Below are 25896 nucleotides of genomic sequence, written 5' to 3'. Positions count from 1 at the left end.
GTGGGCGGAAATTTAGCTAATCTAGCTCCAGATTAAACAGACAGTGATTGAACGCCCTGTGGCAACGCTAGCTGTTACACGCAGGCTTTGACATTTAGCCCACATTTTAAGGGCGGTTTTCACGCCACCACGACTTTCAGGTTTGTACGCATTCGCTATGGAAAATTATATTGCCTGGTCCGACTGGGCGAGTACCTCCGCAGCCTGGCAGGACATCTTCCGCGGCGAGGATGACGACCCGGCCCCCTCTTCTGACGTCTGACCAGACCCTGGTCACGCGCGCTTTCCGGTGCTCGTTCGCCCTCGCGTTTTCGCGACGGTCGCAGCACAGCCAACCATTATTTTGCTCGTTTTGAGTTTTCTTGTGACATCGCGTAACGCCCTGTGGGCCGCAGTTTTTACACGGCATCAGTAGCGCCTGACGTCAGGCGCTACACCGGTTGAAGGCCCCGGAACTGAATCACGGATTCGGTTCATCGGCCCACTGCGTTACAGATGGATGAAAAGGAGATTAGACATGTTGGGACTGAATACCCCGCAAAACACCCGTGAACACACGCAATCCTATTACGCGGCCACCGCCAACTGGCAAACCGATTACCCGACGTTGGCCGCCAATATTGAAGCCGACGTGGCCATTGTGGGCGGCGGTTTCACCGGTGTGAACACCGCGCTGGAGCTGGCCGAACGCGGTTACTCGGTGGTTCTGTTGGAGGCCAATCGCATCAGCTGGGGCGCCACGGGACGTAATGGCGGGCAGGTTATTGGTGGCATTGGTCACTCGTTGGAACAGTTTGAAAAAACCATCGGTAAAGACGGTGTGCGGGCTATCTACGACATGGGGGTGGAGTGTTGCGACATCATCCGTGAGCGGGTGGCGAAGTATCAGATCGATTGCGACCTGACCTGGGGTTACTGCGATGTGGCGCTCAAACCCCGTCATATGCGGGAATTCGAGGCGGAAAAGGCGTACCAGGAGCGCATGGGCTACCCGCACACACTGGAGATGCTGGACAAACAGCAGCTGCAGTCGCAAGTGCGCTCCGACCTGTATTTGGGCGGCATGCTCAATCGCACCGGCAATGGCCACTGCCACGTCCTCAACCTGTGCATTGGCGAGGCCCGTGCGGCCGAGCAGCTGGGGGTGCGTATCTTTGAGCACTCCCGTGTCACCAAGGTGGTGCAGGGAGACCAGCCCGCGGTGTTCACCGATCAGGGATCGGTAAGAGCCAAGCACCTGGTGTTGGGCGGCAACGCCTACCTGGGCAATCTGGTGCCGAAAATCAGCGCCAAAGTGCTGCCGTCGAACAGCTCGGTGATCACCACCGAACCATTGACCGACGAGCAGGTGGCGGCCATCATGCCGGGTAATCGGGCGGTGTGTGATCCGCGCACAGCGCTGGATTATTTCCGCCTGACCGGAGATAAGCGACTGTTGTTCGGGGGCCTGTCCAATTACACCGGACGCGAGCCGAAAGACCTGTTTGGGGTCATGCGGCAGAAAATGCTGAAAGTGTTCCCGTCACTGGAAGACGTGAAACTGGAGCATGGCTGGAGCGGTCAGATGGGCATTGGCATGAACCGCATGCCACAATTGGGCCGTTTGAAAGGCAATGTGTACTATATCCAGGCATACTCCGGTCACGGTGTGGCCCCCACGCACATGATGGGTCGGATTACCGCGCAGATGATTGCCGGGCAAGCGGAGCGCTTCGATGTGTTTGCTAAAATCAAGCACTGGTCTTTCCCGGGTGGCCGAATGCTGCGCACACCGAGCTTCGCCCTGGGGATGCTGTATTACAAGTTGTTGGATGAATTGTAGGGGACAGTAACTAGTAACTAGTAGCTAGTAACTAGTAACTAGTAACTAGTAACTAGTAACTAAGTGACAGGTGACAGGTGACAGGTTCGAGGGGCACAGTTTCTCGCTGCCCGTTTGCCTGTTGGTTAAATTGAGTTATTATTCGGTTTATGAGGCCCTGCAGTGTCTAGGTGACGTTGTTTGGCGCCTGAGGCCGCAATGAATGAAGCCACCGTTTAGGCGTGGCAATGAATTTGGAGTTCAGTATGAGAGATTATCGTCAGTTCTACATCAATGGTCAGTGGGTTGATCCGGTGACGCCAAATGACTTTGCGGTGGAAAACCCGTCGACCGAAGAGCAAATCGGCGTTATCAGCCTGGGTTCTGCAGCGGATGTGGATAAAGCTGTGGCGGCGGCGCGCGCGGCGTTCCAAACCTTCGGTATGACCAGCCGTGAAGAGCGCATCGAGTTGATGGAGCGCTTGTTAAAGGCCTATAAAGATCGCTACGACGAAATGGTTGAGGCCATTTCTCTGGAAATGGGCGCGCCGATTGATTTCGCGGCCTCCGATCAGGCGGCGTGCGGTAGCGGCCATATTGCCACTGCGCTGCAAGCTCTGAAAGAATTTGAATTCGAAAGTCAGAAAGGCAATGCCCTCATCGTTAAAGAGCCGATTGGGGTGTGCGGCTTTATTACGCCGTGGAACTGGCCCATCAACCAGATTGCCTGCAAGGTGGCGCCGGCGCTGGCGACCGGTTGCACGATGATCCTCAAACCCAGTGAAATCGCACCGCTGTCGGGCTATGTGTTCAGCCAGATGATGGACGATGCGGGCATCCCGGCCGGCGTTTACAACATGATCAATGGCGACGGCCCCGGTGTGGGCTCGGCTATTTCCTCCCACCCGGACATTGATATGGTGTCCTTCACCGGTTCTACCCGGGCGGGCATGGCGATCTCAAAAGCCGCAGCGGATACCGTGAAGCGCGTGGCGCTGGAGCTGGGCGGCAAGTCCCCCAACATCATTTTTGACGATACCGACCTGAAAACGGCCGTTACCAAAGGGGTGGAAGCCTGTATGGATAACGTTGGCCAGTCCTGTAACGCGCCGACCCGGATGCTGATCCCGGCGGATCGCTACGAGGAAGCCGTGGCGATTGCGGCCGAAGCCGCCAATGCCGTGAAAGTCGACAAGTCGGATAAGCACGGCGATCACATTGGACCGCTGGTCAGCCGCCCACACTTTGAAAAGGTGCAGGGCATGATCAGCGCGGCCATTGATGAAGGTGCCCGTGTGGCGGCCGGTGGTCCGGGCAAACCCGAAGGTCTGGAAACCGGTTTCTTCACCAAGCCCACCATCTTTGCCGATGTGAACAACCAAATGACCATTGCCCGCGAGGAAGTGTTTGGTCCGGTGTTGGTGCTGATTCCTTACAGCAGTGAAGAAGAAGCCATCGAAATCGCCAACGACACCCCTTACGGTCTGGCGGCCTACGTACAAACCGGTGACAAGGAGCGCGCCCAGCGGGTGACGCGTCGTTTGCGCGCCGGCATGGTACGCGTCAATGGCGCGCCGCATATGTTCTCCTCGCCGTTTGGCGGCTACAAGCAGTCGGGTAACGGCCGCGAGTGGGGCGAGTACGGTTTCGAAGACTTTTTGGAAACCAAGGCCATCAGTCAGTAGCGTCAGGGTTGTTTTTTGAGTTTCAAAACACCGCCTGATGGCGGTGTTTTTGGTTCTGGGGGCAGGTAAACCGGGACCGCACGGAAGACACCGTGTGCTCCGCCATGACGTGCGATACAAACAATCGATACAAACAAGTGCAGAAATGACATGAATACCCAGGTATTAGATTCAAAGCAAAGAGAGAGGCTGGAGCAGCGGGCCATCAAGTGCTCGGTGTTTGGGGCGGCGGTGTTTGCCACCATTGGCGTGAGCTATGGGCTCTACACGCACTCACAGTCCATTTTATTTGACGGCATTTATTCCAGTATCAGTTTTGTCATGTCCATGCTGACCCTGTGGGTGTCGAAGCTGGTGGTGCGGCCGGACGATGAGCGTTTCCAGTTTGGCTACACCCACCTGGAGCCGCTGTTGAATGTGATCAAGGCCATCATCATCACCGCGACCTGTGTGTACGCGCTGACCGAAGCTGTCTCGACCCTGTTGTCCGGCGGTCGCCAGATTGTCCTGACCTCGGCGCTGACTTATGCCGGCATTGCCACGGTGGGCTGCTTCAGCTTTGGTGGCATTATTTATTACTACGCGAAAAAAACCGGCTCCAAGCTGGCGGCGGTGGACGCCACGGACTGGTTGTTTGATGGCATGTTGAGTACCGGCATCCTGCTGGGCTTCAGTGTGGCGCTGATGATGCAGGACGGCCCCTATGGGTATCTGGTGAAATACCTGGATCCACTGATGGTCATCGTGCTGGTGATGTTGTTCCTGCCGATCCCGTTTCGGATTTTTAAAAACAACCTGCGCGAAGTGCTGTACCTGGCGCCGGAGCAAAAGCTGCAGCAGCAGGTGCGTGCCGGTGTTCAGGAAGCGTTGCAGGAAGTGGGTCTGCAGACCAGTCACGTGCGCATGGCCAAAAGCGGGCGCGAGCTGAATTTAAGTGTCTATGTGCTGGTGGACACCAATTACAATGTGGACGGGATCGAACAACTGGACAAGATTCGGGCGCGCATTGCCAATAAGCTGGCTCCGCTGAAACCGCAGGCCGGTGGTTTGTGGCTGGATATTATGTTCACCGCTGACAAGCATTGGGTTTTTGCCTGACAGCGGGAGGGGGTGGCGGCCGGTTCTGGTTACGAATCGGCGTGCAGCCTTAGCAGCGCCAGAGTCATGGCTTTAAGATCTTCCAGGCTGCGTTTGGAGCGAGCGGTTTTTTGCGAGACGACCGTCAGCATCACCGAGTGGGTGGATTCCAGGTAAACGCGGCCAATGCGTTCCAGTTCACTCTTGTTGCCGTTGAGCTGCAGGCGAGCAAACACGCCGGCCATCTTGGTGATCACCAGCATGTCGTGCTGTTCATCCAGGTCCCGCAGTTCCGGAATGGACCACAGGGCTTGGGCCAGGGGCAACACCGCTTTTTGTGCCCGATAGACCGCCAGCATGCGTTCGACGGCAGCTTCAACAAACACTTCCAGAGACATATTTTCGATGTCAAAGGCCTCGATGTCTTTCATGGCGACGGTCATTTCTTGCAGCCAGCGCTCACCCAGGGCGAACATGATGGCGTGCTTGTTGGGAAAGTAGTGGTAGAGCGAGCCGACCGAAATGCCCAGCTCTTTGGCGATTAAAATGGTGGTCAGGTCATCAACCCCCACCTCTTCCAGCAGCCGGGCCGTAATATCCAGGATCTGCTGGGTGCGTTCACGGGCACGTTGCTGGATCGGTTGGCGACGGGGATTAAGCGCGTTCTTTCTCTTTTCTTGACGCTCTTTCAGCATTACTTGGATCTCTGTACGTGGGACACCGACTGTGTGGGGCCGCCGACGATTGTTGGTGTTTCAGCCGGGCTTCTGCGGATAGCTAACTGATCCTGTCGGGATCCCGTCTCTCTGTTATCGATACTGCGTGTTAACTTACTGTTTAACTGCCAATTAAATACATTGTTAAATTCTTTTTAACGACGGCCGATGGTTTGGTGTCGACCAGATTCGGATGCGTCTTGCCGGTGTTGCCAGGTCTTTTTCGGTGCTTCCGGTTCCCACTGGTGTGCTGATTGCCAAGTCATGCCGCAGGCCAGGCCATAAAGGCCCGGTCACCGGCTGCATTCACTCTGGGTTTGGCAAGTCAGACCTGAGGGACTGCGCTGTCTTTGGCCAGGTTCACCGTAGAGCAATACACCACAGGGTTCAAGGACGCTAGAATGGTCATGACATGATCAGATAAGTGTCGTATTCCAATGGGCTTATATTACCTTCAAATTCTTCCTGCTCAAAATGTTTCACGGCGGCAAAGGCTTTCTGAAAGCGTGCCCCCAGGTATTGGCTGACGTATTCGGATTCTTCAAAGCGGTCCAGGGCATCGTACCAGTTGCGGGGTAATGACGGCTTTTGTTCGGTATAGCCGGTTTCCGCCGGTGCGGTGGGCTCCAGCTGGTTTTCGATGCCGTAGAGCATGCCGGCCAAGAGGGCCGACAGGGCCAGGTAAGGGTTGGTGTCGGCACCGGCAACACGGTATTCGATGCGACGGGCCTGGTTGTCCCCGTTGGGGATGCGCATGGACACATCGCGATTCTCGTAACCCCAGGTGGGGGCTACGGGGGCGTGACTGCCCGTGCGGAAGCGGCGGAAGGAGTTCAGGTGCGGGGCAAACATGAGGAAGGTGTCACTCATGGTCTGCTGCAGTCCGGCAATCGCATGGCGCAGTTGGTCGCTGCCCTGTTCGGTGCCGTTGTCGAAGATGTTGTTGCCCTGTTCATCAATAATGCTGGCGTGAATGTGCATGCCGTTGCCATCCAGTTGGCCGAACGGTTTGGCCATGAAGGAGGCGATGTAGCCGTGTCGATGGGCGATGCTCTTGATGACGCGCTTGAGTTGCTGGGCGTTATCTGCGGCCTGTAACGGGTCGTCGACGTGGTAGAGGTTGAGTTCAAACTGACCGGGAGAAAGCTCCTTCACAATGGTGTCCAGGGGCAGCTCCAGAGTCTGGCAGGCGTTGCGGATTTCATGCAGCAGATCGCCGTATTCGTGCATCAGATCGGTGTTAAAAATCTGCCCACCAATTTGGCTGCGACCGTTAATGCGTGAATCGGGCAGCTGCGGGGTGCCCTGATCGTCGCGCTGGTCGAGGAACAGGTAAAATTCCAGTTCCGGGGCGGTCACGGCGCGCAGGCCCCGGCCCTGGTAGCGTGAGACCACCTCTTCGAGCAGGGCGCGGGGATCGTAGCCCCAGGGCGTGCCATCTTCCTCGGTCATGGTCAGCAGCATCTGGGCGGTGGGGCGCTCCAGCCAGGGAATCATCTTGAGGCTGGACAGGATCGGCCGACAGATGCCATCGCCGTCGCCGGTTTCTGCACAGAGCTCGGGAATGTCGCGGCCCCAGATGTCCGGCGCAGTGGAGGACAATGGCATTTTAAAATTGCCATCCAGAACGCGGTCGATGTTTTCAATGGGCAGCCATTTGCCGCGCAGAATGCCGTTAAGATCGGTCAGCATCACCTCGATGGTTTCTGTCTCCGGGTGCTGTTTTAAAAATTCTGCTACGACTTCTGAGCCTTGTTGCTCGGTTACACCGCTCACGATGGTTCTCCCGTGGTCTTTGGTTTGGGCCAGTCCGTTTCCTCTGACGTTGTGGTTGGAGGTCAACAGGGAAATAGGGGCAGGGCCATTACATCATTAATTTACTGGTTGCGCGCTTGCCGCCGTGCAAGACGGGCCTCGGCACTGGTTGATTTTAGGATAAAAACTTCATAAACTGAACCTTAATTCGGTTTTTGTTGATGCGGAATAAACGAAAATTAGCACTAACCTAATGATTAATAAGGAATAATTTATATTTTAGGCTGTGAGTAGCAGCGGTCTAAAATAAGGATAGCGGTAACTTTTTGAGTGATGGGTGAGCCTTTGGCGCTCACCGACAGGGGGTCGGCCGGGTTTCCGGCATGGCTGCGGGGCGTCGTTAACGCCCGTTGCGGTGTTTGTCGTTACCCTTGAGTCAGGGCTCAAGTTAACGCTAAGTTAAAGCTGGATTAAAAGTTAAATTAAGCCCAGGTGAAAACCTGAGTGACAGCCTCGGTCGAACCCTGAGCCATGGCCATCGATAAAACGGCCGTGGCTCAATAAAGTCACTAGGTAAGTGTGCGGCTGAGGCGCAAAATAGGGGCTTCGGATAAAGTCCTTAAAGATCGGATAAAGCCCTTAAGAAAAGTTACTTTTTTAAAAGGCACTTCAGAAAATCGTCGGTATCGAGAAAGGGTACCCACAAGTTGTTCAGCAGGTAATCGTTAAATGAGTGATAACAAACCTTTAGTAATAGGCCTGGTTGCAGACTGCAAGATGATGGGATTACATCCCTTTCATGCCATTGGTGATAAGTACATTCGCAGTATCAGTGAGGGAATGAACGCCATACCGCTGTTGATTCCGGCGATGGGTGAACCCCATTTGCTGGAATCCTATCTGTCGATGATTGATGGTTTGTTGTTGACGGGCTCGCCCAGCAACATTGAACCGCACCATTACAATGGTGAGCCGGCCGAAGAGCCAAAACACGACCCGGCGCGAGACTCAGCCACTCTGCCCCTGATCAAAATGGCGATTGAGGCGGACGTTCCGGTACTGGGCATTTGTCGCGGTTTTCAGGAAATCAACGTGGCACTGGGCGGCACCCTGCACCAGAGGGTTCAGGAGCTGCCGGGCATGATGGATCACCGCGAAGACCCCGAACAGCCAGTGGACGTGCAATACGGCCCGGCGCACGCCGTGCATTTTGAAGCGGACAGTGTGCTGGCCCGGATCACCGGCAACAGCGAAGCGCAGGTCAACAGTGTGCACCAGCAGGGCATTAAAGAGCTGGCGCCGGCGCTGGCGGTCGAGGCCAAAGCACCGGATGGCCTGACCGAAGCGTTTCGCCTGGATCGTGACGACCGCTTTGTGTTTGCCGTGCAGTGGCACCCGGAATGGAAAGTGACCAGCAACCCGTTTTACCTGAGTATTTTTACGGCCTTTAAAGAGGCCTGTGACGCCCGGAAATAAAAGGGCCAGGTGACAGGTTCGAGGTGACAGCTTACAGGGGCGAGGTTCGAGGTTACAGGCCAGAGGCTAAGTGCCGCGTTCTGATTCGCCTGATTTTTTTGACAACAGTTTCAGCAATTTTTTATCAACAAAAAAGGTCCAAGCAAGGCATCTTATGGATACCATCAACGAGTGGTTAAAAGAGCACAACATTATCGAAGTCGAATGTCTGATTCCGGACATGACCGGCAATGCCCGTGGTAAGTTCGTCCCGGCCGATAAATTCTTTAAAGAAGAAACCCGTTTGCCAGAAAGCATTTTGCTGCAATCGGTGACGGGTGGCTACCCGGATGAGTTTGACCAGATTCTCGGGGTGAATGACGGCGATATGTTCTTGCTCCCGGATCCGAAAGCCATGCGTTTGGTGCCTTGGGCCAAAGACCCCACTGCTCAGATTATTCACGATTGCACGACCCGTGACGGTGAGCTGCACCCACTGTCGAGCCGCGGTGTTCTCAAGCGTATTCTGGCGTTGTATGAAAAAGAAGGCTGGCAACCCGTCGTGGCTCCGGAAGTAGAGTTCTATCTGGTGAAACAAACCTCGGATCCAGATTACGAACTGGAACCGCCAATTGGTCGTTCCGGTCGTGCCGAGGTAATGCGCCGTTCCTACACCATTGATGCGATTAACGAGTTTGAACCCCTCATCGAAGCGATGTTCGGTCACTGTGAAAAAATGGGACTCGATGTCGATTCACTGATTGATGAAACCGGTGCGGCGCAGATGGAGCTGAACTTTCTGCACGGCAATGCGCTGGATCTGGCCGATCAGGTGTTTACCTTCAAACGCACCCTGCGTGAAACGGCCATGCAGCACGGCGTGTTTGCTACCTTCATGGCAAAACCGATGGAATCGCAACCGGGCAGTTCCATGCACATTCACCAGAGTATCGTCGATTCCACCACCGGTAAAAATATCTTTGTGGATGAACAAGGCAACGAGAACGAACTGTTCCGTCACTACATCGGTGGTTTGCAAAAATTCACCACCTCGGCGATGCCTTTTTATGCCCCCAATGTGAATTCTTATCGTCGTTACGCCCGTGAAATTGCCGCCCCGATTAACCTCAATTGGGGTTACGACAATCGCACCACCGGTATTCGTGTGCCGGAAAGTTCGTCGCAGGCCAAACGGGTTGAGAACCGCTTTGCGGGCGTCGATGTGAACCCGTATCTGGCCTTTGCCGCCACTCTGGCGTGTGGTTACCTGGGCATGAAGCTGGGCGTTGAGCCAAGCGCGCCCACCACCGGCAATGCCTACGAAGACGAAATCGAAGTGCCCAGAACTCTGGAACATGCCGCCCGACTGCTGGATGAGTGTCAAGAGCTGCGCGATATCATGGGCAATACTTTTGTCGATGCCTATGTCGCCGTTAAAGCGTTCGAGTATGAAGAGTTTAACCAGGTCATCAGTTCCTGGGAACGTGAACACTTGTTGCTGAACGTTTAAGGTTTTTTCAACGCGTTTATCCTCCGCTGCCCGAAGGATAAGCGCGTTGAATATTCATAAAATAACAAATGATGAAATCAATTCATCTGCGCAATGCCAGGCCGTATTCCTGTTGGTGCATGCTTTGAGAGATAGGCGGTCGTCTGTGATGGCTCGTTTTTGATATTCAATTTTTACTTTCAATGTTAACTACAGCGTTACTTCAACGAAAATCTGTTCGGAATCTTAAAAGATCCGGTGCTGTTTGATTCTGGTGTTTTCCGGAAACGGTTTTCTATTGTTTGCTATTTACTCTCTTCTTGGGAAACTTTAAATGATGAACATAAACAAAAAAGTCACAAAGTCTGTTCTGACTTTACTGCCTGCGTTATTGGCTTTGGGGTGTGGTGAAAACACTACGGAGTCATCTGCAGCAGCGACCCCCGCCGATCTGGTGTTTACCAACGGCACGATTTATACCGCCGACAAAGATCACACCCTGGCGCAGGCCATTGCGGTGAAGGGTGAAGAAATTGTATTTGTCGGCAGCAGTGAAGACGTAAAGCGTTTTGTCGGTGAGCGTACCCAGGTAAAAGACCTCGCCGGTAAGCTGATGTTGCCCGGTTTGCACGATGCGCATTTGCACCCCTTAGGCATTGTTCAGTTGGACGCCTGTGACCTCGACAGTGAGGCGTATACGCTGGCCGACATGGTGCCGGTGCTGAAAGAGTGCATCAATCGTTATGAGGTGAAAAAAGGCGAGTGGCTGATTGTTGAGCAGTGGGCCTTTACGCAGGGTAATGAGCCCAGTGACGAGTATCCGACCTTGCGCGCGGCGCTGGATGCCGTATCAACCGATAGTCCGATATTCCTGAAGGGTAACGACGGTCACCATGCGGCGGCAAACAGCGCGGCTCTGGCAACGGCAAAAAACAAGGCTGGTGACGTGGTGGGAATTAATGTCGACACCCTGGACCGTGATTTTGCCGAGTACAGTGAGTTAATTGGGCGTGATGGCCACGGGGAACCCAATGGCGCGTTGAATGAAGGCGCGCGTTTGTTGCTGGATATTGACCCGGGCATGCTGCTGGGCGATTTGATCCCGCCGGAGGCAATGCCCAAAGTATCACAAAAACTGGCCAGCTACGGCATTACGTCGATACAGGATGCGGCTACGTCGCTGGAAAGTATGGCGCTATACCGCGGTTTACAGGAAAGTGGTTTGCAAACCTTCCGTTTGACCACGGCCCTGTTTCCTCATTTTGCCGAATACGCCAATGACGACGGTGAGGTAGACATTGACAAGCTGTTGAATCGTTTTGACACGATTCGGGAAAGTTTTGCCGACAACCCGTTGATCAAAGCGGACTCAGCAAAAATATTCGTCGACGGAGTGATTGAAGGCAACCCGTTGGTGTCGCCGCCGACCCTGCCCAACGCCGCACAGTTAGAGCATTATCATCAACCGATGTTTGCCTATGACCCGCAAGCGCAAACTCTGGACATCAGCGGTTATGTGGATCTGGAAAGTGACATTTGTCAGCAGGTTCGAGCCAATCCGGATCAGTATGCCACGCCTGAGATGCGCAAAAGTTTTGCCAGCGAGCAGGGCTTCGCGGCGTCCCAGTGTGTCTACAGCAACGGTGTGTTAGAGCACAGTGAAAGCTTTATTCACGATTATATTGTGGCTCTGGATGCCCGTGGCTATACCGTACACGCTCACGCCATTGGTGACCGCGCGGTGCGTACGGCGATTGATGCGTTTGAAGATGCCGAAAAGCAAAATGGCAAATCGGATCGTCCGCACAACATTGCTCACGCGCAGATTGTCGACCCGAATGATTTCAAACGCGCCGGTGAGTTGGGCTTGTTTGTGACCATGACCTACGCCTGGGTGAAACCGGAAGTGGCTTACGACATTACCGTGACGCCGTTTCTTGATCAGCTGGACGGTACGGCGGATTTGTACAACCCCGACACCAAAACCTTTAAGTACAGCTACCCGGCCAAAAGCCTGGAAGATGTCGGTGTCATTCTGGCGGCAGGCAGCGATGCCCCGGTGGATAGTCGTGAACCCAGACCGTTTGTGAACATTGAACAGGCGGTGACTCGCGCCGGTGAAAACGATGTGGTGTGGAATGCGTCGGAGCGACTGCCGATCTATGACATTCTGGATGCCTACACCATTCACGGTGCACAGGCGTTGCAGCAAAGCGACATCGTGGGCTCGTTGGAAGTGGGCAAAAAAGCCGACTTTGCGGTCCTGGATCAAAACATCATCGAGCTGGCGAACGACGGTCAGGCCGACAAGATCGGTGATACCCAGGTGCTGACCACCGTGTTCAACGGTCAGCTGGTGTTCGAGCGCAAACTACCGAATTAAAGGAAACAGAGGACAGGGAGCAGTTCACAGCAGGCAGAAGACAGGTAACCCATATCGGCCAGGAGGTGTACCGGGCCGGTATGGGTTCATTCGATTTTTATTATTTTTTGAGGAGTATGGGCATGTCGGTCAACGATATTAAATTCATTGGTACAGATCGGGTTGAGCCGGAGGCTTACTTGCCGGATCAGGAAAAAATCCTCGCCGGTAACCCGGCGCAGTTGATCTGGCACTGCTACGACAACAAAGACAAAAGCTTTGGTGCCGGTATCTGGCAGGGCGAGCCCGGTACGCACAAGGTGAATTACACCGAAGAAGAAGTCTGCTTTATGCTGGAAGGCAAAGTGATCGTGGCCGATAACGAGGGCAACGAAATCACTTTACAGAAAGGCGACATGTTTGCTATCCCGGCGGGCTTCAGCGGCAGCTGGACCACCGTGGAAACGGCGAAAAAGATGTACGTGGTGTACGAGTAGTCAGATAGGATATTAGTTTCTAGTTTCTAGTTTCTAGTTTCTAGTTTCTAGGTGACAGGTGACAGGTGACAGGTGACAATTTCTCGTCACTCGTCACTCGTCACTCGTCACTCGTCACTCGTCACTCGTCACTCGCCCCTAGTCTTCGACCAATTCCCCCAACACCTTCCGCAACGGTTCCAGTTCCGTTTCAAAATTTTTCCAGTACGCCAGCGCCGAGCGATAGATCGGTTTGCGCACCTGCTCCGAACTGGAGGTTTTCACCACCCGCTTGGTTTCGTGAAAGTTAAGGCAGTTCTCTTCAAACTCCAGGCCACAGTAGTCCAGCAAGCGCCGCACATGGCTGTCCAGATCGTCCACCACCTGCTCATAGTGAACGTCCAGTACCCGACCGGGTAGCACCTGATGCCAGTGCTGCATCAAGCGGTGGTAGTCGCGGTAGTAGTGCCCCAGGTCTTCCAGATCGTAGGTAAAATGCTGTCCCATCGCCCACAGTTGCTTGAAGCAGCCGAGACAGTTGTCCATGGGGTGGCGAATGGTGTTGATGATCCTGGCATTGGGAAACAGTATGGCGATCAGGCCGACGTAACTGAAATTGTTGGGTAACTTGTCGATAAAGTACGCTTTGCCCTGAGTCCGGTGGCTTTCGGATTTGGCCAGGTACTGGGCCGCCATATCCTGCAGTTCGGTCTCGCTTACCTGCTGCATGGCCTCGGGAAACGGGGTGGGATCGCTGGTGGCCGAACCCAGTCGCATGCCTTTCGCCAGGCGTGGCATGTAATGCAGCTCCTGGGTGCCTTCCACTTGCGAGTGACTGGCCAGGATTTGCTCCTGCAGGGTGGAACCGGAGCGCGGCAGACCCACCACAAAAATCGGTGTGACCGCAGACTGGGCCTGCAGCTGCAGTCTTTCAATCAGCTCGGCGGAAAAGGTGTTGATGATGCGGTCGGTATACTGGCGGTTGTCTTGCGCGCTGTAGTCCAGCAGTTGTTTTTGGGTGCGGTTGGCACTGTCGTAGCACTGGAAGGCCTGGCTATACGCCTTGCGGTGTTCCAGCGCCTTGCCCAGCGCATAGCCAAAGTAGACCTTGGGTTTGTCGCTGAGGGCTTCGCCGGTGAAGATGCGTTGCATCTGCGCCAGCTCGGTGTCGTTGAACTGGAAGGTTTTCATGTCCGACAGCGCCCAGTAAGCTTCACCGTAGAGCTCATCGTTTTCAATGCACTGGCGCAGCACGGCAATGGCCCGCTCCTGCTCACCGATGGTTTTCAGGGCCAGCCCCAGCTGTGCCAGGGCGGGGTTGTGATCCGGCTGTTTGGCCAGCGCTGTTTCCAGTTGGGCAATGGCCCGGTCGTAATCGTAGAGGCGGGTGTAGGCGTCCGCTTTCAGGATCAAAGCGTCTATGGCCTCGGGCTGGATTTCGAGGCAGCGGTCCAGACTCTTCAGTCCGGCGTCCGGGTCATCCTGAATGATTTGGGCGCGGGCCAGTCCGGTCCAGGCACGCCAGTTGTCGGGCATGCGATCCAGCACGGCCTGAAACAAGCGACTGGCACGCATTGCCTGGCGCTCGGACACCGTGTATTCGGCCAGCAGAGTCAGAATGGCCAGGTTGCCGGGATCCTGTTGCAGAATGTCCAGACACAGGGCTTCCAGCTCGGCGTCTTGGTGCTGGCTCTGCAGCTGATAGGCCTGCTTGACCCGCACGGCGATTTCGCTGCGGGCATCGAGCTCCAGCGCCAGCTTGTGGGCTTTATCGGCAAGACCTTGCGCTTCGTAAAGCTCGAACAGAATCCGCTTGGCGCCGTGCAGGCGGCTGTTGTGTTTGAGGGCGAGCTCCAGCTGCTCGATGGCGGGCAAATTTTTGTGTTGCTGCCGGTAGACCAGCCCCAGATCCATGTAGGCGTGGGCGTAGTCGGGTGCCAATTGCAGGGCGCGGCGGTAGGCTTTTTCGGCTTCAGACAGATTGCCTTTTTGCTGGCTGATCTGCCCATACAGGCGCAGGGAATTGACCTCATTGGGGTTGATGCGCAGCAATTGCTGGCACAGGTTTTCGGCGTCCGTCACTTGGCCCGCTTTGAACGCGTTTAAGGCCTGAAAAAATACTTCACGGGGGTTCATGGCTGGATCACTTTGTCTCGGTGGGCGTCGGGGCAGTATTGCATTCTCATGAGTGAAAAAAAAGCCGGCTGGTGGGGGTAAAAAAGCGGGTTCATGAATGAAAAAAGCCGGCCTGAAGGGATTCAGGCCGGCTTTTTGAGGTCAGCTGGCTTCAGGGCCAGGCCAACCGGTTGGTTTCAGCAGCAGCCATTAAAACTCATAGCTGGCACTGACACCAATACGACGGGGTTCCGTCATGCCGATGGTGTGCGCTGGCAGGTTGTAATCGCCGGCCACAGGAGAACCATAAGCAAATTCATCGGTCAGGTTAGTGACCCAGAAAGTCGCTGACCAGGCGTCGTTACTGCGGAAGCCGATGCGCAGATTGGTTTCCTTGAAGGATTCCGTTTCGTACACACTGCTACCACTGAAGTCGCCAAACCCGGGGGCGCCGCTGTTGTAGAAGTTTTCCAGCGTGACATAGGCTTCACCGGTGTTCATCGGGATGCTGTAGGTGGCCACCAGTGAGGAGCTGAAGTCGATGGTGCCGGGTAACTGCGCGCCTTTGCGGCAATCCACCTGGGTGCAGAAGTCTGCATCCGGGTCATCCAGCGAGGTATCGGCCCAGGCGATGCCCCAGTAGATGTCGAGGTTGGCCGTTGGCAGAATGCGGAAGCTGACTTCCACCCCTTCACCTGTGGCATCACCCACGTTGGTCAAACGGATCTGGGTGCCGTCAATGGCGTAGACCGCGTGCATGCCCTCAAATTGGTACTGGTAGATACTGGCATCCATCTGAATGCGGTCATCCCACCACTTGGACTTGATACCCAGTTCGAAGCTGGTGACGGTTTCTTCGTCAAACTCGCTCAGGGAAATGCCATCAATGTCCGCTGTATCGTCACCATCGACCACAATCAGGCTTGGGTCTGCTTCTGCCTCCTCGTAGCTGGAGGTGTAACCCGCCGGCAATTGCAAATCGAAGGTGTTGAAACCACCGGCTTTGTAACCGGTAGAGACGTTGACGAAGGTGCTGATGTTGTCGGTCAGGTAATAATTGACAGCCACACGCGCCGACACGTTTTCCCAGGTCTGGCTGCCTTTAACAGGCTGAGAGCTGTAGAACGGGAAGCTGTACCAGAAGTAGTTGCGATCCTCGCCGCCCAGGGCGGTCTGGAAGTCACGGCTGTCCTCGGTATAGCGAGCGCCAACGGTGATGTCCAGCTTGTCCGTGGGGGAGAAGGTGGCGTCACCGTAGATGCCCCAGCCCTCGTAATCGCCTTCGGCATCGACGGAGTCATTGCGCTCACCAATGCCGGGGCCGGGGGAGGTGTAGTACCAGTAATAGTAGAGGGAGTCACAGTCACTGACCTGGCTGATGGCGTAGGCGGGGTCGGCATATTCCGGGGCGTAGGCGCCGGCAAACGATGACGCACACATGGCATCTTCATCGTAGGTTTGATCGTAGCGAACCTTGACCTCTTCCTTGTAGGCAGAGGCGCCCAGGAACCAGGAGACCGGGCCGTCACCGTTGTAGTTCAGGCGCACTTCCTGACTGTAGTACTCCTGTTCCTGATCCTGTGCCCAGTTAAACAGGTGGGTGTCGGTGCCGTCGAAATCTTCCTGATAGGTGTAGTTGGAACCGCGAATACCGGTGATGGAACTGAGGCTGTAGCCGTCGCCCAACTCGTATTCCAGATTGAGGGTTGCACCCCAGACTTCACCTTCGTCTTTCAGTTCGTTGCTGGCCACATCGGAGCGGATTTCGTCTTCCTTGCCACCAATGTTGGTCAGACTGGCATCCAAGAGTCCGAGTCGGGTGCTAAATTCAGTACCGTCGTCATAGGCGCGGTAGATGGTGGGCGCGACTTCGCGATCCTCATACTCGAGCACCAGGTCGGCCGACAGGTTGTCACCGGTGTAGGCAAAGCTGGCGCGCACGGCGGTGACTTCTTCACCACCAATCTTGCCGCCATCGGTGAGGTTGGTAACCCAGTCATCCTGCTGGCGATGGTACATGGCAAAACGGGAGTTAAGCGTGTCGGTCATCGGCACATTGACCACACCGGTGAACTCGCGGTAGCCATCCTGGCCAAGGCCCAAGTTGACACTGCCACCGAGCTCGGAGTCCGCTTTGCGAGTGTGCATGCTGATGGCACCGGCGGAGGCGTTACGGCCAAACAGGGTGCCCTGGGGACCCTTGACCACTTCTACCCGCTCCATGTCATAGAGGCTGGTGACGGCGGCGCCGGTGCGGCCGAGGTACACCCCATTGTTATAAATACCAATGGAGGGCTCTGCACCAATACCAAAGCCGTTGGTACTGATGCCGCGAATATTGATGGAGTCCATAAAGCTGTCGTTACTGTCGCCCGACATCCCGGGGGTCAGTACGGCCAGTTGTTTGGAGTCCTCAATCTGGGCGTCTTTCATCATTTCGCCGCTGAAGGCAGAAACCGAAATCGGCACGTCTTGCAGGCTCTGCTCACGCTTTTGGGCGGTGACAGTGACTTCTTCAATGGCCCAGGATTTCTCCTGAGCGATAACGCCAGTGGCGCCCATTGACATGACACCGCTGACGGCTAGCGCCAGTGAATGTCGTTTAAATCGGGAGTACTTTTTCATGGGGTCTTCCTCTCAATATCACAGGGTTCGTTGTTATCTTCTCTGAGTGTGATGCTGCTTTTTTTAATCAAATACGATGATCGAGACTTATCGATTGTCTCTTGGTGTTCGATACTTCTAAACTGTCAGATTTTTTTAAACAACCACAATCCTTGTGCTAATGCGTTGCTGGGGTTTTAACGATCAATTTTAACTCCTGGTTTTAACTTACAGCTTGTCCCGCAACGAGTAATAGAGCATGCCCGCCACCAGCCCTGGCCAGCGCAACAGCGTACCGCCGGGAAAGGTGTGTGTCGGGTAATCGGCCATGACGTCGAAGCGCTCGGCGGTGCCGGCGACGGCTTCAGCCAGCAGCTTACCGGCCATGGTGGCTGTGGGCACACCGTGACCGGAATAGCCCTGGGCGTAGAAGACATTGTCTTCGAGACGGCCAAAGTGCGGCATGCGGTTCAGGGTGATGGCCAGAGTTCCGCCCCAGGCGTAATCAACTGCGGTGTTCTTCAGTTGCGGGTAGACGCGCAGCATGTATTTGCGCACAAAGGACTTCAAATCGCTGGGGAAACGGCTGCTGTAGTTCTCGCCGCCGCCAAAGATCAGACGGTTATCGCCCGACAGTTTCCAGTAATTAATGACAAACAGAGCATCGGCCACCGACGTGTCCTGGCGGATCAGCTCGCGGCACAGGTCGTCGCTCAGGGGCTCAGTGGCCAGCACAAAGTTGTTGATGGGCATAATCTTGCCGGCCATGCGCGGCTCCAGGTTACCCAGATAACCGTTGCAGCCGAGGATCACAAATTTGGCTTTGACCGACCCTTCGGCAGTGGAGACGACGGGGTTGGCGGACGAGGTGTAGCCCGTAACCCGGCTTTGTTCATAGATCTTCACTCCGGCCTGATGTGCGGCCCGGGCCAGCCCGAGGGCGTAATTGAGCGGGTGCAGATGGCAGGAGAAGGTATCCAGTGTGCCACAGTGATAATTTTCTGAGCCGACCAGTTGTCGAACTTCGTCCCTGTCCACGTAGCGGATCTGATCGAAGTTGTAGTGCTTTTGCAGGTGCTCAACCTCGGCCTGGTAATCCTGGGCGTGACTGGCTTTGTGAGAAACGTGCAGGGCGCCGGATTTCAGGTCGCAATCGATGTCGTGTTTGGCAATGAGGTCTTTGACGGTCTGTACGGCTTCGACGCCGATGTCCCAGAAGGCCTTTGCCCGCTCTTTACCGACTTTGCTTTCCAGGGTTTCCTGACCGAGACGCTGGCCAACACCGACATGGCCGCCATTGCGTCCAGAGGCGCCCCACCCCACGCGCTCTGCTTCCAGCAGTGCGACGTTGTATCCCCGTTCGGCCAGATGCAGGGCGGCGGACAGACCGGTGTAGCCACCGCCAATCACGCACACATCAGCTTCTATTTCACCTTCAAGCCGGGGATAGGTCTGGAGTTGCTTGGCGGTTGCCGCGTAATAGGAATCTACGTGGGAACTGCGATTGGGCGCACTCACTGTCGGTTTTTACCTCGTTCAAGCTCACGCTGTGGCCTTGTTAACTGCCGGTGTTACAGGCTGGAAAGGCTGGCAATGAGTCTGTTTATTGATTAAACATTCGGACTATATTGAATGTTAATTCGGTTTATGGCTAAATCATAAAGGCCTGATGATCATTTGGCAACCATCCAGGGTCATAGATTGGCTTCTCCAGGGCTATGCCGAGTACCGGCACTGTATCCGTGCCAGGGCCTTGATCTGTCTGTGCACAGGATAAAAATCAGCAATACTTAACGAACAAGAGTGAAGGTTTATGACTATGAGTAATGCCGCATCGGCCGGCGGGACCCCTGTTCCCTGGTTTAAGATATTCAAATATTGCGTCTACGCATTTTTGATCGTGAATTTGTTTTTCTTCTTTATGGAAGACTGGGCGGCCTCCGCGCATTTATTTTCCAATGGTATTTCCTTCTCCCAGCTGATTGAAGCCTATGCCGCCACCATTGATACCGCGGCCTGGGTGGTGTTGCTGCTGATTTTTGAACTGGAAACCTCGGTGATTTCCGATACCAGGCTGAAAGGCAATCTGAAGTGGTTGCTGAACGGGTTGAAGGGCATTTGTTATTTGGTCATTGTCTACGCCTGCTATGGCTACCTGAGCAAATACATCATCGTCCATGCGTTTGAGCCGTCTGCGCTCACGGACCTTTGTGCTCAAGCTGCCCACAACCTGTCATTCATGACCGATCTGGATGAGTACGAGTCCATCGCCGCCGCCAATTGCGCCGATTTGAGCGCGGCCAGTGCCTTTTATCAGTTGCCGGGAACCGGCATTGTGACCGACACCGAGGCTTTGCAGTCGGCGCAGTGGCTGTCGCTGATTGACGTGGTGAACTCGGCCAACTGGCTACTCATTGTGGTGATTCTCACCATGGATGTCTGGTTGCAACTGACCGGCAAGTTAACCGGTAACATCATTAAGGTCACCACGGCCTTTAAAGTGGTGCTGTATTTTATCCTGTTGCTGTGCGCCGTATTCTGGGGCATTGATGGCGACTTTCTGGATTTCTGGGATGCGTTCTTGTGGATTCTGGCGTTTGCGTTAATTGAACTGAACCTGTTCGAGTGGCACGCCGAGTCTGAAGGCAAGCACACGGTGCTGGGCGACAGCGATAAGATTGCCCACTAGCCAGTCTGGTCATTGCCTGGTCTGAGCCAACTCAGACCGGGTGCTGAACAGAAGCAGGCAAAAAGAAACAAAAAGAAACCCGCAAAAAAGGCGACTCAAGAATGAGTCGCCTTTTTTGTTTTCCAGAATAGTCCTGCAGGGATTAGCCGCTCAATTGCTCGCTCACGGCCCGCGCTGCCGCGTCCATGGCGCCATTGACGTAGGCGTAGGCCGAAGCGTCGGAGTTGGCGATGGAAATGCGGCCGATGCGTGCCCGCCCGGCGATGTGCGGTCCCTTTTCCGGTCCCCAGTCTGGCTCGTCATAGAGTTCGTTGTACTCGTAAGCGTAGCCGTGGGGCCAGCGATTGACCGTGATCGCGGTAATGTCACGTTGCACATCAAAACCCCAGCTGCCCAGTGCGCCATCCAGTTGTTTAAACAGGTCGTCCTCAAACTCTTCAAACGCCATTTGGTAGAGTCGTTGACGCCCCAGCTTGTGCTGTTCGCGACTGGTCAGCCCCTGGTTGGGAAAGGACGGGATCATGCTGGCGTGCAGAATGGTGGGAGCCTCTGGGGAGGGCGTGAAAGCGTAGTCACCCATGCTCACCGGAAAGTCCATTTCGATGTTGTGGAACATGGTCGAGCGGGGCGTATGAAAACCGTTGTAACCGGATTTGGCAAAGGCCTGCCAGTTGGTCACGGCGACGTTGGCGTACACCAGCGGGACTTTTTCGGCGTAGTCGATGGCGCTGCGCTGGGCCTCAGGTACTTCCGGGCAGATAAATGGAATGAGGTTGTTGTAACAGGCCATCACCACGTGCTTGCCCTTGACCTTAATGCTTTGTTGGTCGCGCACGTAGGTGACATCGACGCTGAGCTGGTCGGGGCTGTGCTGCACGTGAACGGCGGTGCTGTTGAGGCGCAGGCGTACGGGAGCTGAGTCGCTGTCGAGCAGGGCATAATTTACCTGGCTGGTGACCAGGTCTTCTATGGACTCGCCCGGCACGGCGCCGGGGTTGAGGTAGCGCACTAACGCCCGGGCAACACCGGCATTGCCGTCGGGAAAGTGAAAAATATAGGGTTCTTCACTGTAGTGGCTATGGGCTTCTTCGGCACTGACCCCGAGGCGGTCGGCACCGGGCATGCCCAGCCGGATCGCCTCCAGCGTGGACAGTGAATCCCAGCCGACGCCCCAGATGCCTTTCATGTTATCGCGAAACACGTCGATGGCTGCTGGTGGCAGTTGCGCATGGGTCTGCAGAAAATCACTGAAATTGGTGCTTCTCAAGTTCTCGATGCGTTGCGCCTGACTCCAGTGGTCGGGGGTCAGGGGCGAGGTGTCTCGCAGGAAGTTGAGCAACGCGGTCTGTACGTCCTTGGCGATGGGGAACTGGCGCACGGTGTCCGTGAGCGATTCGAGGCTTTGCTGGTACCAGCTGAACGGGTTGTCGGTCAGCCGATCAACCCCGAAATGCTCTTTGCTGAAATAGAGACCGCGTTTCAGTTTCCATTGCTGATTAAAATCCTGGTCAAAGTAGTCGTAAAATTTCTGCAGTTCGATGCCCAGGTCTTTCAGCACCTGCTGTGAAACTTTGGAATAGCTGTGAGGGCCTTCCAGAGACTGGCTGCCGCCATAACCGATCAGGGTCTGGTCCCCGACGGTAAATTCATTGCGTTTGGCGTGGCCGCCAAAGTCGTCGTGGTTGTCGAGAATCAGGATGCGACTGTCGCGGCCGGCCTGCTGTTGAAACAACATGGCGGCCGTGAGGCCGGAAATACCCCCGCCGACGACGATCAGGTCGTAGGTGTCATCGGTTTGCCGGGCGGGGATCGGCCATTGCTTGCCCTGCCAGGCGACAGAGTGAGCCACTTCGAAGGCCCCCGCATGGGTGCCTCGCAAGCCGGTCAGACGCGGTGGGTAATAGGCTGAATCCGCCTGGGATGTGGGCGCTGTTGCCAGCGCGGGCAGTGGCGATAAGCCCAACCCCCCGACCCCCACAGCGACGCCGTTCAAAAAATCCCGGCGAGTGATGGATGCTTTGCTCATGCTTAACCTCAATAATGCCGTGCAGTACCTTAATCAATACGTGGCGGTGCGGGTTTACTCGATGGGGGCGTCGGGTGAATAGATCACGTAAATTTTGGTGTAACCATCGGTGTCCCAAACACCGGTCCACTCTTTGGGAATGGTGACGGAATCACCGGCCTTGATCACCTGCACGCTGCCATCGCTGGAGGTCAGCGTGACACCGCCTTGCAGAAAGTGCATGTACTCATCAACGCCGTAGGGCTCGGTGATCTCAAAGCGACCGGCCTCGGCCCGGTACATGCCGGAGACAAACTTTTTATCCTGGCTCAACAGCGAGACCACATCGTAGGTTTTGCGCCCTGTTTCTGAGGTTTCAAGAATCATGTCGTCGCGTTTGAAAATGTCGCCGGCGATCTCGCTTTTCGACATCACCTGCGGGTAGACCACAGACGGCTCTTTGTTGTCGGACGGGTCGGCCAGTATTGGGCCGCACAGGGTCAGGCTGAAGGCAGTGATCAGAGTAACTAATGCCGTTTTGTTCATCGTCATATCAGGGCTCCGCTGAATATAATTTGAGTGATTGTTCGGTTTATATTCGACGACAAGTGGGGTTCTTGTCAAACGCGAGTGGCCCAGTATCCTGTGCAAGCAGCGGCAAACCACAAAAAAGCCCCCGGATGCGCTTGCATTCGGGGGCTTTTCGTCAGTGGCCTAGAGGGCGGTCTGCGTCAAACCCTCCCTGCCGGGCGAGTGTCGCAGCAGGCCTCAATTGAGTTTTTTCTGTTTCGCTTCATCGGCACGCCGACTGAATTTTAAATTCTGGTCGCTGTGAAAAACGGCCTTGTCGATTTCCAGGTACAAATATTTGATGCCCACGGCAAATTGACCTTCGGTGGTGCCGTCGACACGAATGGAAAACGGGTATTCCTTACCGGGCTGCAACTGGGTCAGCTGGGGGGTGACCTCAAGGATGGGATAGTCGTTGCCACGGCTGTCGGTGACTTTAAACCGGTCGTGTTGCGACAAGTCGACGTTGAGGCCGTCGGCATAGCGGGACACATCGACGTTCAGGTAAAACACGGTTGCGGATTGGTAGCGGGTATTTTTACCGGCCTTTTCTTTTTTATACTCCGCCACGATGTCACCCAGCGTAACCTCAAGCGCTTCGGTGCGCACCTGCTCCTGGGTTGCGACCGGGGCGTTGCCAATGAATTCCCAGGAGCCGTCGGCTTTTAACCGCACGCGTGTACCGTCCTCACTGGTGGCAAACCGGTCGCTGGAGGTGTACTCCCAGGAGCCGTCGGCTTTTAAGCGGATTTCGCGGCCATCATCGCCGGTGGCGGAGAGCTCGGCGGCGGTGCTGCTGGCGCTGGCGAGGGCCAGTAGCCCGGCCAGAGAAAAAGAGGTCAGAAAAGAGAGTGGCTGTTTCAAGGCAACGTCCTGTATCAATGAGAGCGGTCAGAAAGGCAGTGAAAGCGGGCATTGTGCCAGATGTTGCTGCTGGCTGTCACAGGTCCAGGCTGTCGAGCAGGCTGTCCAGGGTCTCGCGGCCTTTGGCCTTGTTCTTTTCCGGGCTGTGTTCGCCAAAGCCTTCGCGATCCAGATCGTCTTCCGGCAATTCGTCCAGAAAACGGCTGGGGGTGGTGTCCCAGATTTCGCCATACTGTTTGCGCTTGGCGGCCAGGGTCATGTGCAGCACCTTCTTCGCGCGGGTGATGCCCACGTAGGCCAGGCGCCGCTCTTCTTCGACGTTGTCTTCTTCAATGCTGGAGCGGTGCGGGAGAATATCTTCTTCCATGCCGACCAGAAAGACGTAGGGAAACTCCAGCCCTTTGGAGGCGTGCAGGGTCATCATCTGCACCTGATCCAGGTCTTCCTCTTCTTCCGACTGGCGCTCGAGCATGTCGCGCAGCAGCAATTTGTTGATGGCGTTTTCGAGGCTGCCGCTGCCGTCCTCGGCGTCGTCGCGCTCGATGATGGTTTTGATGGAGTCCACCAGGTACCAGACGTTTTCCAGGCGTTTCTCGGCGACCTTGGGGCTGGAGGCGTTCTGGTGCAGCCAGGATTCGTAATCGATGTCCTCCACCATCTCCCGCACTGCCCCCACCGGATCACTGCCGCGGCTGTTATCCCCTACCTGTAACAACCAGTGGGTAAAGCGCAGGATACGTTCGAGGCTTTTCTTGGGAATGTGGCTCTGTACGCCGAGTTCCTGGCAGGCCGAGAACAAACTGATTTCCCGCTCGGTGGCGTAGCGGCCCAGAGCTTCCAGGGTGCCGGTGCCAATCTGCCGGCGCGGGGTGTTGATGATGCGCAAAAAGGCGTTGTCGTCATCGGGGTTAACGACCAAACGCAGGTAGGCGAGGATGTCCTTGATTTCGGTTTTGGAAAAAAACGAGGTGCCGCCGCTGATGTTGTAGGGAATCTGGTGGTGCTGCAGTTTCAGTTCCAGCAGGCGCGCCTGATGGTTGCCGCGATAGAGAATGGCAAAATCGCCGTAGCGGGCGCTGCGATGCTGACGCTGGGTGAAAATTTCGGTGGCCACACGCTCGGCTTCAACCTCTTCATTGGCGCAGCGGATCACCCGCAGATTCTCCCCCAGCCCCATCTCACTCCACAAGGCTTTGTCGAATTCGTGCGGGTTGTGGGCGATCAGGTGGTTGGCACATTTGAGGATGCGGCTGGTGGAGCGGTAATTCTGCTCCAGCTTGATCAGCTTCAGGTTGGGAAAGTCCTTGCGCAACAGCGACAGGTTTTCCGGTCGCGCACCGCGCCAGGCGTAGATCGACTGGTCGTCGTCGCCCACCACCGTGAGTGAGCCGCGATCCCCGATCAGCAGCTTCACCAGCAGGTACTGGCTGGAGTTGGTGTCCTGGTATTCGTCCACCAGCAGGTAGCGGATTTTGCGCTGCCAGCGCTCCAGAATGTCTTTGTGGTCCATGAACAGCTGGGCGGGAATCAGAATCAAATCGTCAAAGTCCACCGCGTTGTAGGCCAGCAGTGCCGAGTTATAGCGCTTGTAGATGTTGGCGATGTACTCTTCGCCGGGGCTCTGGGCCTTGCTGATGGCGTGCCCCGGTGACCACAGGTCATTTTTCCAGGTGGAGATTTGATGTTGCACCAGATCCAGGTGGTCAGTGTCGAGATCCCCGTCCTTGAGCATCAGCTCTTTCAGCAGCGAGCGGGCATCCTCCTGATCGAAGATGCTGAAGCCGGGCTTGAAGCCCAGCGTCTTGTGCTCCTTGCGGATGATGTTGAGTCCCAGATTGTGGAAGGTCGACACCGTTAAGCCTTTGCTGGCTCGGCCTTTGACCAGTCCCCCAACCCGCTCTTTCATTTCCCGGGCAGCTTTGTTGGTGAACGTCAGCGCCGCTATGTGCTTGGCCTGCATGCCGCACTCCTGAATCAGGTAGGCGATTTTGCGGGTGATCACACTGGTTTTACCACTGCCCGCCCCCGCCAGCACCAGACTGGGGCCGTCGATGTAATGGACGGCTTCACTTTGACGGGGATTGAGTTTGGACATAGGGGTGAGGTTAACCAAAAAGTTGTGGAATCTGCGGCTAGGCAAGCGGAGCGGCATTGTACCAATGCTGGCTGGCAGGCTCCAAGATAAGAGTGGAATAGATACGCCTTTTGATAGACGCCGGGCCGGGAACCGTCG

General features: G+C 55.5%; 17 protein-coding genes. 8 read left to right on the top strand and 9 right to left on the bottom strand.

Going from position 1 to position 25896, the window contains the following annotated elements; genetic code table 11:
• Positions 1 to 517: 517 nt before the first annotated feature.
• From G8770_RS20390 to G8770_RS20380, 3 genes are all read left to right on the top strand, one after another.
• Entirely contained in the window at positions 518 to 1822 is a 1305-nt protein-coding gene (locus G8770_RS20390) for an NAD(P)/FAD-dependent oxidoreductase (protein ID WP_167191400.1), read from the top strand.
• A gap of 245 nt (positions 1823 to 2067) precedes the next feature.
• Complete coding sequence (locus G8770_RS20385) at positions 2068 to 3486, top strand: aldehyde dehydrogenase family protein (protein WP_167191398.1); 1419 nt, start codon at positions 2068 to 2070, stop codon at positions 3484 to 3486.
• A 150-nt stretch (positions 3487 to 3636) separates the two neighbouring features.
• Positions 3637 to 4584, top strand: a complete 948-nt coding sequence (locus tag G8770_RS20380) for a cation diffusion facilitator family transporter (protein WP_167191396.1) — start codon at positions 3637 to 3639, stop codon at positions 4582 to 4584.
• A 29-nt stretch (positions 4585 to 4613) separates the two neighbouring features.
• Here G8770_RS20380 and G8770_RS20375 read toward each other — a convergent pair whose 3' ends face one another.
• A complete protein-coding gene (locus tag G8770_RS20375) occupies positions 4614 to 5258 on the bottom strand; it encodes a TetR/AcrR family transcriptional regulator (protein ID WP_167191394.1) in 645 nt (214 codons plus the stop codon).
• A 426-nt stretch (positions 5259 to 5684) separates the two neighbouring features.
• Positions 5685 to 7055: a type I glutamate--ammonia ligase gene (locus G8770_RS20370; protein WP_208022408.1), complete on the bottom strand. Its 1371-nt coding sequence runs from the start codon at positions 7053 to 7055 to the stop codon at positions 5685 to 5687.
• Positions 7056 to 7763: 708 nt separating this feature from the next.
• Between G8770_RS20370 and G8770_RS20365 the strand changes: the two genes are divergently transcribed.
• The 4 genes from G8770_RS20365 to G8770_RS20350 all read left to right on the top strand — a co-directional run bounded on the left by G8770_RS20365 (position 7764) and on the right by G8770_RS20350 (position 12837).
• Positions 7764 to 8510 carry a gamma-glutamyl-gamma-aminobutyrate hydrolase family protein gene (locus G8770_RS20365; RefSeq protein ID WP_167191392.1) on the top strand — a complete coding sequence of 249 codons (747 nt, stop codon included), beginning with the start codon at positions 7764 to 7766 and terminating at the stop codon, positions 8508 to 8510.
• A 154-nt stretch (positions 8511 to 8664) separates the two neighbouring features.
• Entirely contained in the window at positions 8665 to 9999 is a 1335-nt protein-coding gene (locus G8770_RS20360) for a glutamine synthetase family protein (RefSeq protein ID WP_167191390.1), read from the top strand.
• A 313-nt stretch (positions 10000 to 10312) separates the two neighbouring features.
• A complete protein-coding gene (locus tag G8770_RS20355) occupies positions 10313 to 12361 on the top strand; it encodes an amidohydrolase (protein ID WP_167191388.1) in 2049 nt (682 codons plus the stop codon).
• A 122-nt stretch (positions 12362 to 12483) separates the two neighbouring features.
• A complete protein-coding gene (locus tag G8770_RS20350) occupies positions 12484 to 12837 on the top strand; it encodes a cupin domain-containing protein (protein ID WP_167191386.1) in 354 nt (117 codons plus the stop codon).
• 138 nt (positions 12838 to 12975) lie between these two features.
• Here the strand turns inward: G8770_RS20350 and G8770_RS20345 are convergent, their stop codons facing one another.
• The 3 genes from G8770_RS20345 to G8770_RS20335 all read right to left on the bottom strand — a co-directional run bounded on the left by G8770_RS20345 (position 12976) and on the right by G8770_RS20335 (position 19053).
• Entirely contained in the window at positions 12976 to 14952 is a 1977-nt protein-coding gene (locus tag G8770_RS20345) for a tetratricopeptide repeat-containing sulfotransferase family protein (RefSeq protein WP_167191384.1), read from the bottom strand.
• Between the two features lie 189 nt (positions 14953 to 15141).
• Positions 15142 to 17556 carry a TonB-dependent receptor gene (locus tag G8770_RS20340; protein WP_167191382.1) on the bottom strand — a complete coding sequence of 805 codons (2415 nt, stop codon included), beginning with the start codon at positions 17554 to 17556 and terminating at the stop codon, positions 15142 to 15144.
• A 207-nt stretch (positions 17557 to 17763) separates the two neighbouring features.
• The gene (locus G8770_RS20335; protein WP_167191380.1) at positions 17764 to 19053 is read right to left on the bottom strand and encodes an FAD-dependent oxidoreductase; all 1290 of its coding nucleotides are present in this window, start codon (positions 19051 to 19053) and stop codon (positions 17764 to 17766) included.
• A 301-nt stretch (positions 19054 to 19354) separates the two neighbouring features.
• On the opposite strand from G8770_RS20335, the gene G8770_RS20330 reads away from it, so the two are divergent.
• On the top strand, positions 19355 to 20224 hold the full coding sequence (locus G8770_RS20330) for a hypothetical protein (RefSeq protein WP_208022407.1): 870 nt from the start codon (positions 19355 to 19357) through the stop codon (positions 20222 to 20224).
• A 142-nt stretch (positions 20225 to 20366) separates the two neighbouring features.
• Here the strand turns inward: G8770_RS20330 and G8770_RS20325 are convergent, their stop codons facing one another.
• The 4 genes from G8770_RS20325 to rep form a co-directional block, all read right to left on the bottom strand.
• On the bottom strand, positions 20367 to 22250 hold the full coding sequence (locus tag G8770_RS20325; RefSeq protein WP_167191376.1) for an NAD(P)-binding protein: 1884 nt from the start codon (positions 22248 to 22250) through the stop codon (positions 20367 to 20369).
• A 54-nt stretch (positions 22251 to 22304) separates the two neighbouring features.
• Positions 22305 to 22781: a cupin domain-containing protein gene (locus G8770_RS20320; protein ID WP_208022406.1), complete on the bottom strand. Its 477-nt coding sequence runs from the start codon at positions 22779 to 22781 to the stop codon at positions 22305 to 22307.
• 216 nt (positions 22782 to 22997) lie between these two features.
• Positions 22998 to 23663: a hypothetical protein gene (locus G8770_RS20315; RefSeq protein WP_167191374.1), complete on the bottom strand. Its 666-nt coding sequence runs from the start codon at positions 23661 to 23663 to the stop codon at positions 22998 to 23000.
• A gap of 76 nt (positions 23664 to 23739) precedes the next feature.
• Positions 23740 to 25758 (bottom strand): DNA helicase Rep, encoded by a 2019-nt coding sequence (gene rep / locus G8770_RS20310; protein WP_167191372.1) that lies wholly within the window; start codon positions 25756 to 25758, stop codon positions 23740 to 23742.
• Between the last annotated feature and the right edge of the window lie 138 nt (positions 25759 to 25896).

Source organism: Pseudomaricurvus hydrocarbonicus, assembly GCF_011602365.1.
In the GTDB taxonomy this organism is placed as follows: Bacteria; Pseudomonadota; Gammaproteobacteria; order Pseudomonadales; family Cellvibrionaceae; genus Pseudomaricurvus; species Pseudomaricurvus hydrocarbonicus.
The sequence above is the reverse complement of the archived record's forward strand: the minus strand, read 5'-3'. Positions and strand labels throughout refer to the sequence as shown.

What these genes read in the sequence shown, in the direction of transcription:
- G8770_RS20390 (WP_167191400.1), top strand. Translation starts at nt 518, where the DNA reads ATGTTGGGACTGAATACCCCGCAAAACACCCGTGAACACACGCAATCC.
- G8770_RS20385 (WP_167191398.1), top strand. Translation starts at nt 2,068, where the DNA reads ATGAGAGATTATCGTCAGTTCTACATCAATGGTCAGTGGGTTGATCCG.
- G8770_RS20380 (WP_167191396.1), top strand. Translation starts at nt 3,637, where the DNA reads ATGAATACCCAGGTATTAGATTCAAAGCAAAGAGAGAGGCTGGAGCAG.
- G8770_RS20375 (WP_167191394.1), bottom strand. Translation starts at nt 5,258, where the DNA reads ATGCTGAAAGAGCGTCAAGAAAAGAGAAAGAACGCGCTTAATCCCCGT.
- G8770_RS20365 (WP_167191392.1), top strand. Translation starts at nt 7,764, where the DNA reads ATGAGTGATAACAAACCTTTAGTAATAGGCCTGGTTGCAGACTGCAAG.
- G8770_RS20360 (WP_167191390.1), top strand. Translation starts at nt 8,665, where the DNA reads ATGGATACCATCAACGAGTGGTTAAAAGAGCACAACATTATCGAAGTC.
- G8770_RS20355 (WP_167191388.1), top strand. Translation starts at nt 10,313, where the DNA reads ATGATGAACATAAACAAAAAAGTCACAAAGTCTGTTCTGACTTTACTG.
- G8770_RS20350 (WP_167191386.1), top strand. Translation starts at nt 12,484, where the DNA reads ATGTCGGTCAACGATATTAAATTCATTGGTACAGATCGGGTTGAGCCG.
- G8770_RS20345 (WP_167191384.1), bottom strand. Translation starts at nt 14,952, where the DNA reads ATGAACCCCCGTGAAGTATTTTTTCAGGCCTTAAACGCGTTCAAAGCG.
- G8770_RS20340 (WP_167191382.1), bottom strand. Translation starts at nt 17,556, where the DNA reads ATGAAAAAGTACTCCCGATTTAAACGACATTCACTGGCGCTAGCCGTC.
- G8770_RS20330 (WP_208022407.1), top strand. Translation starts at nt 19,355, where the DNA reads ATGAGTAATGCCGCATCGGCCGGCGGGACCCCTGTTCCCTGGTTTAAG.
- G8770_RS20325 (WP_167191376.1), bottom strand. Translation starts at nt 22,250, where the DNA reads ATGAGCAAAGCATCCATCACTCGCCGGGATTTTTTGAACGGCGTCGCT.
- G8770_RS20320 (WP_208022406.1), bottom strand. Translation starts at nt 22,781, where the DNA reads ATGACGATGAACAAAACGGCATTAGTTACTCTGATCACTGCCTTCAGC.
- rep (WP_167191372.1), bottom strand. Translation starts at nt 25,758, where the DNA reads ATGTCCAAACTCAATCCCCGTCAAAGTGAAGCCGTCCATTACATCGAC.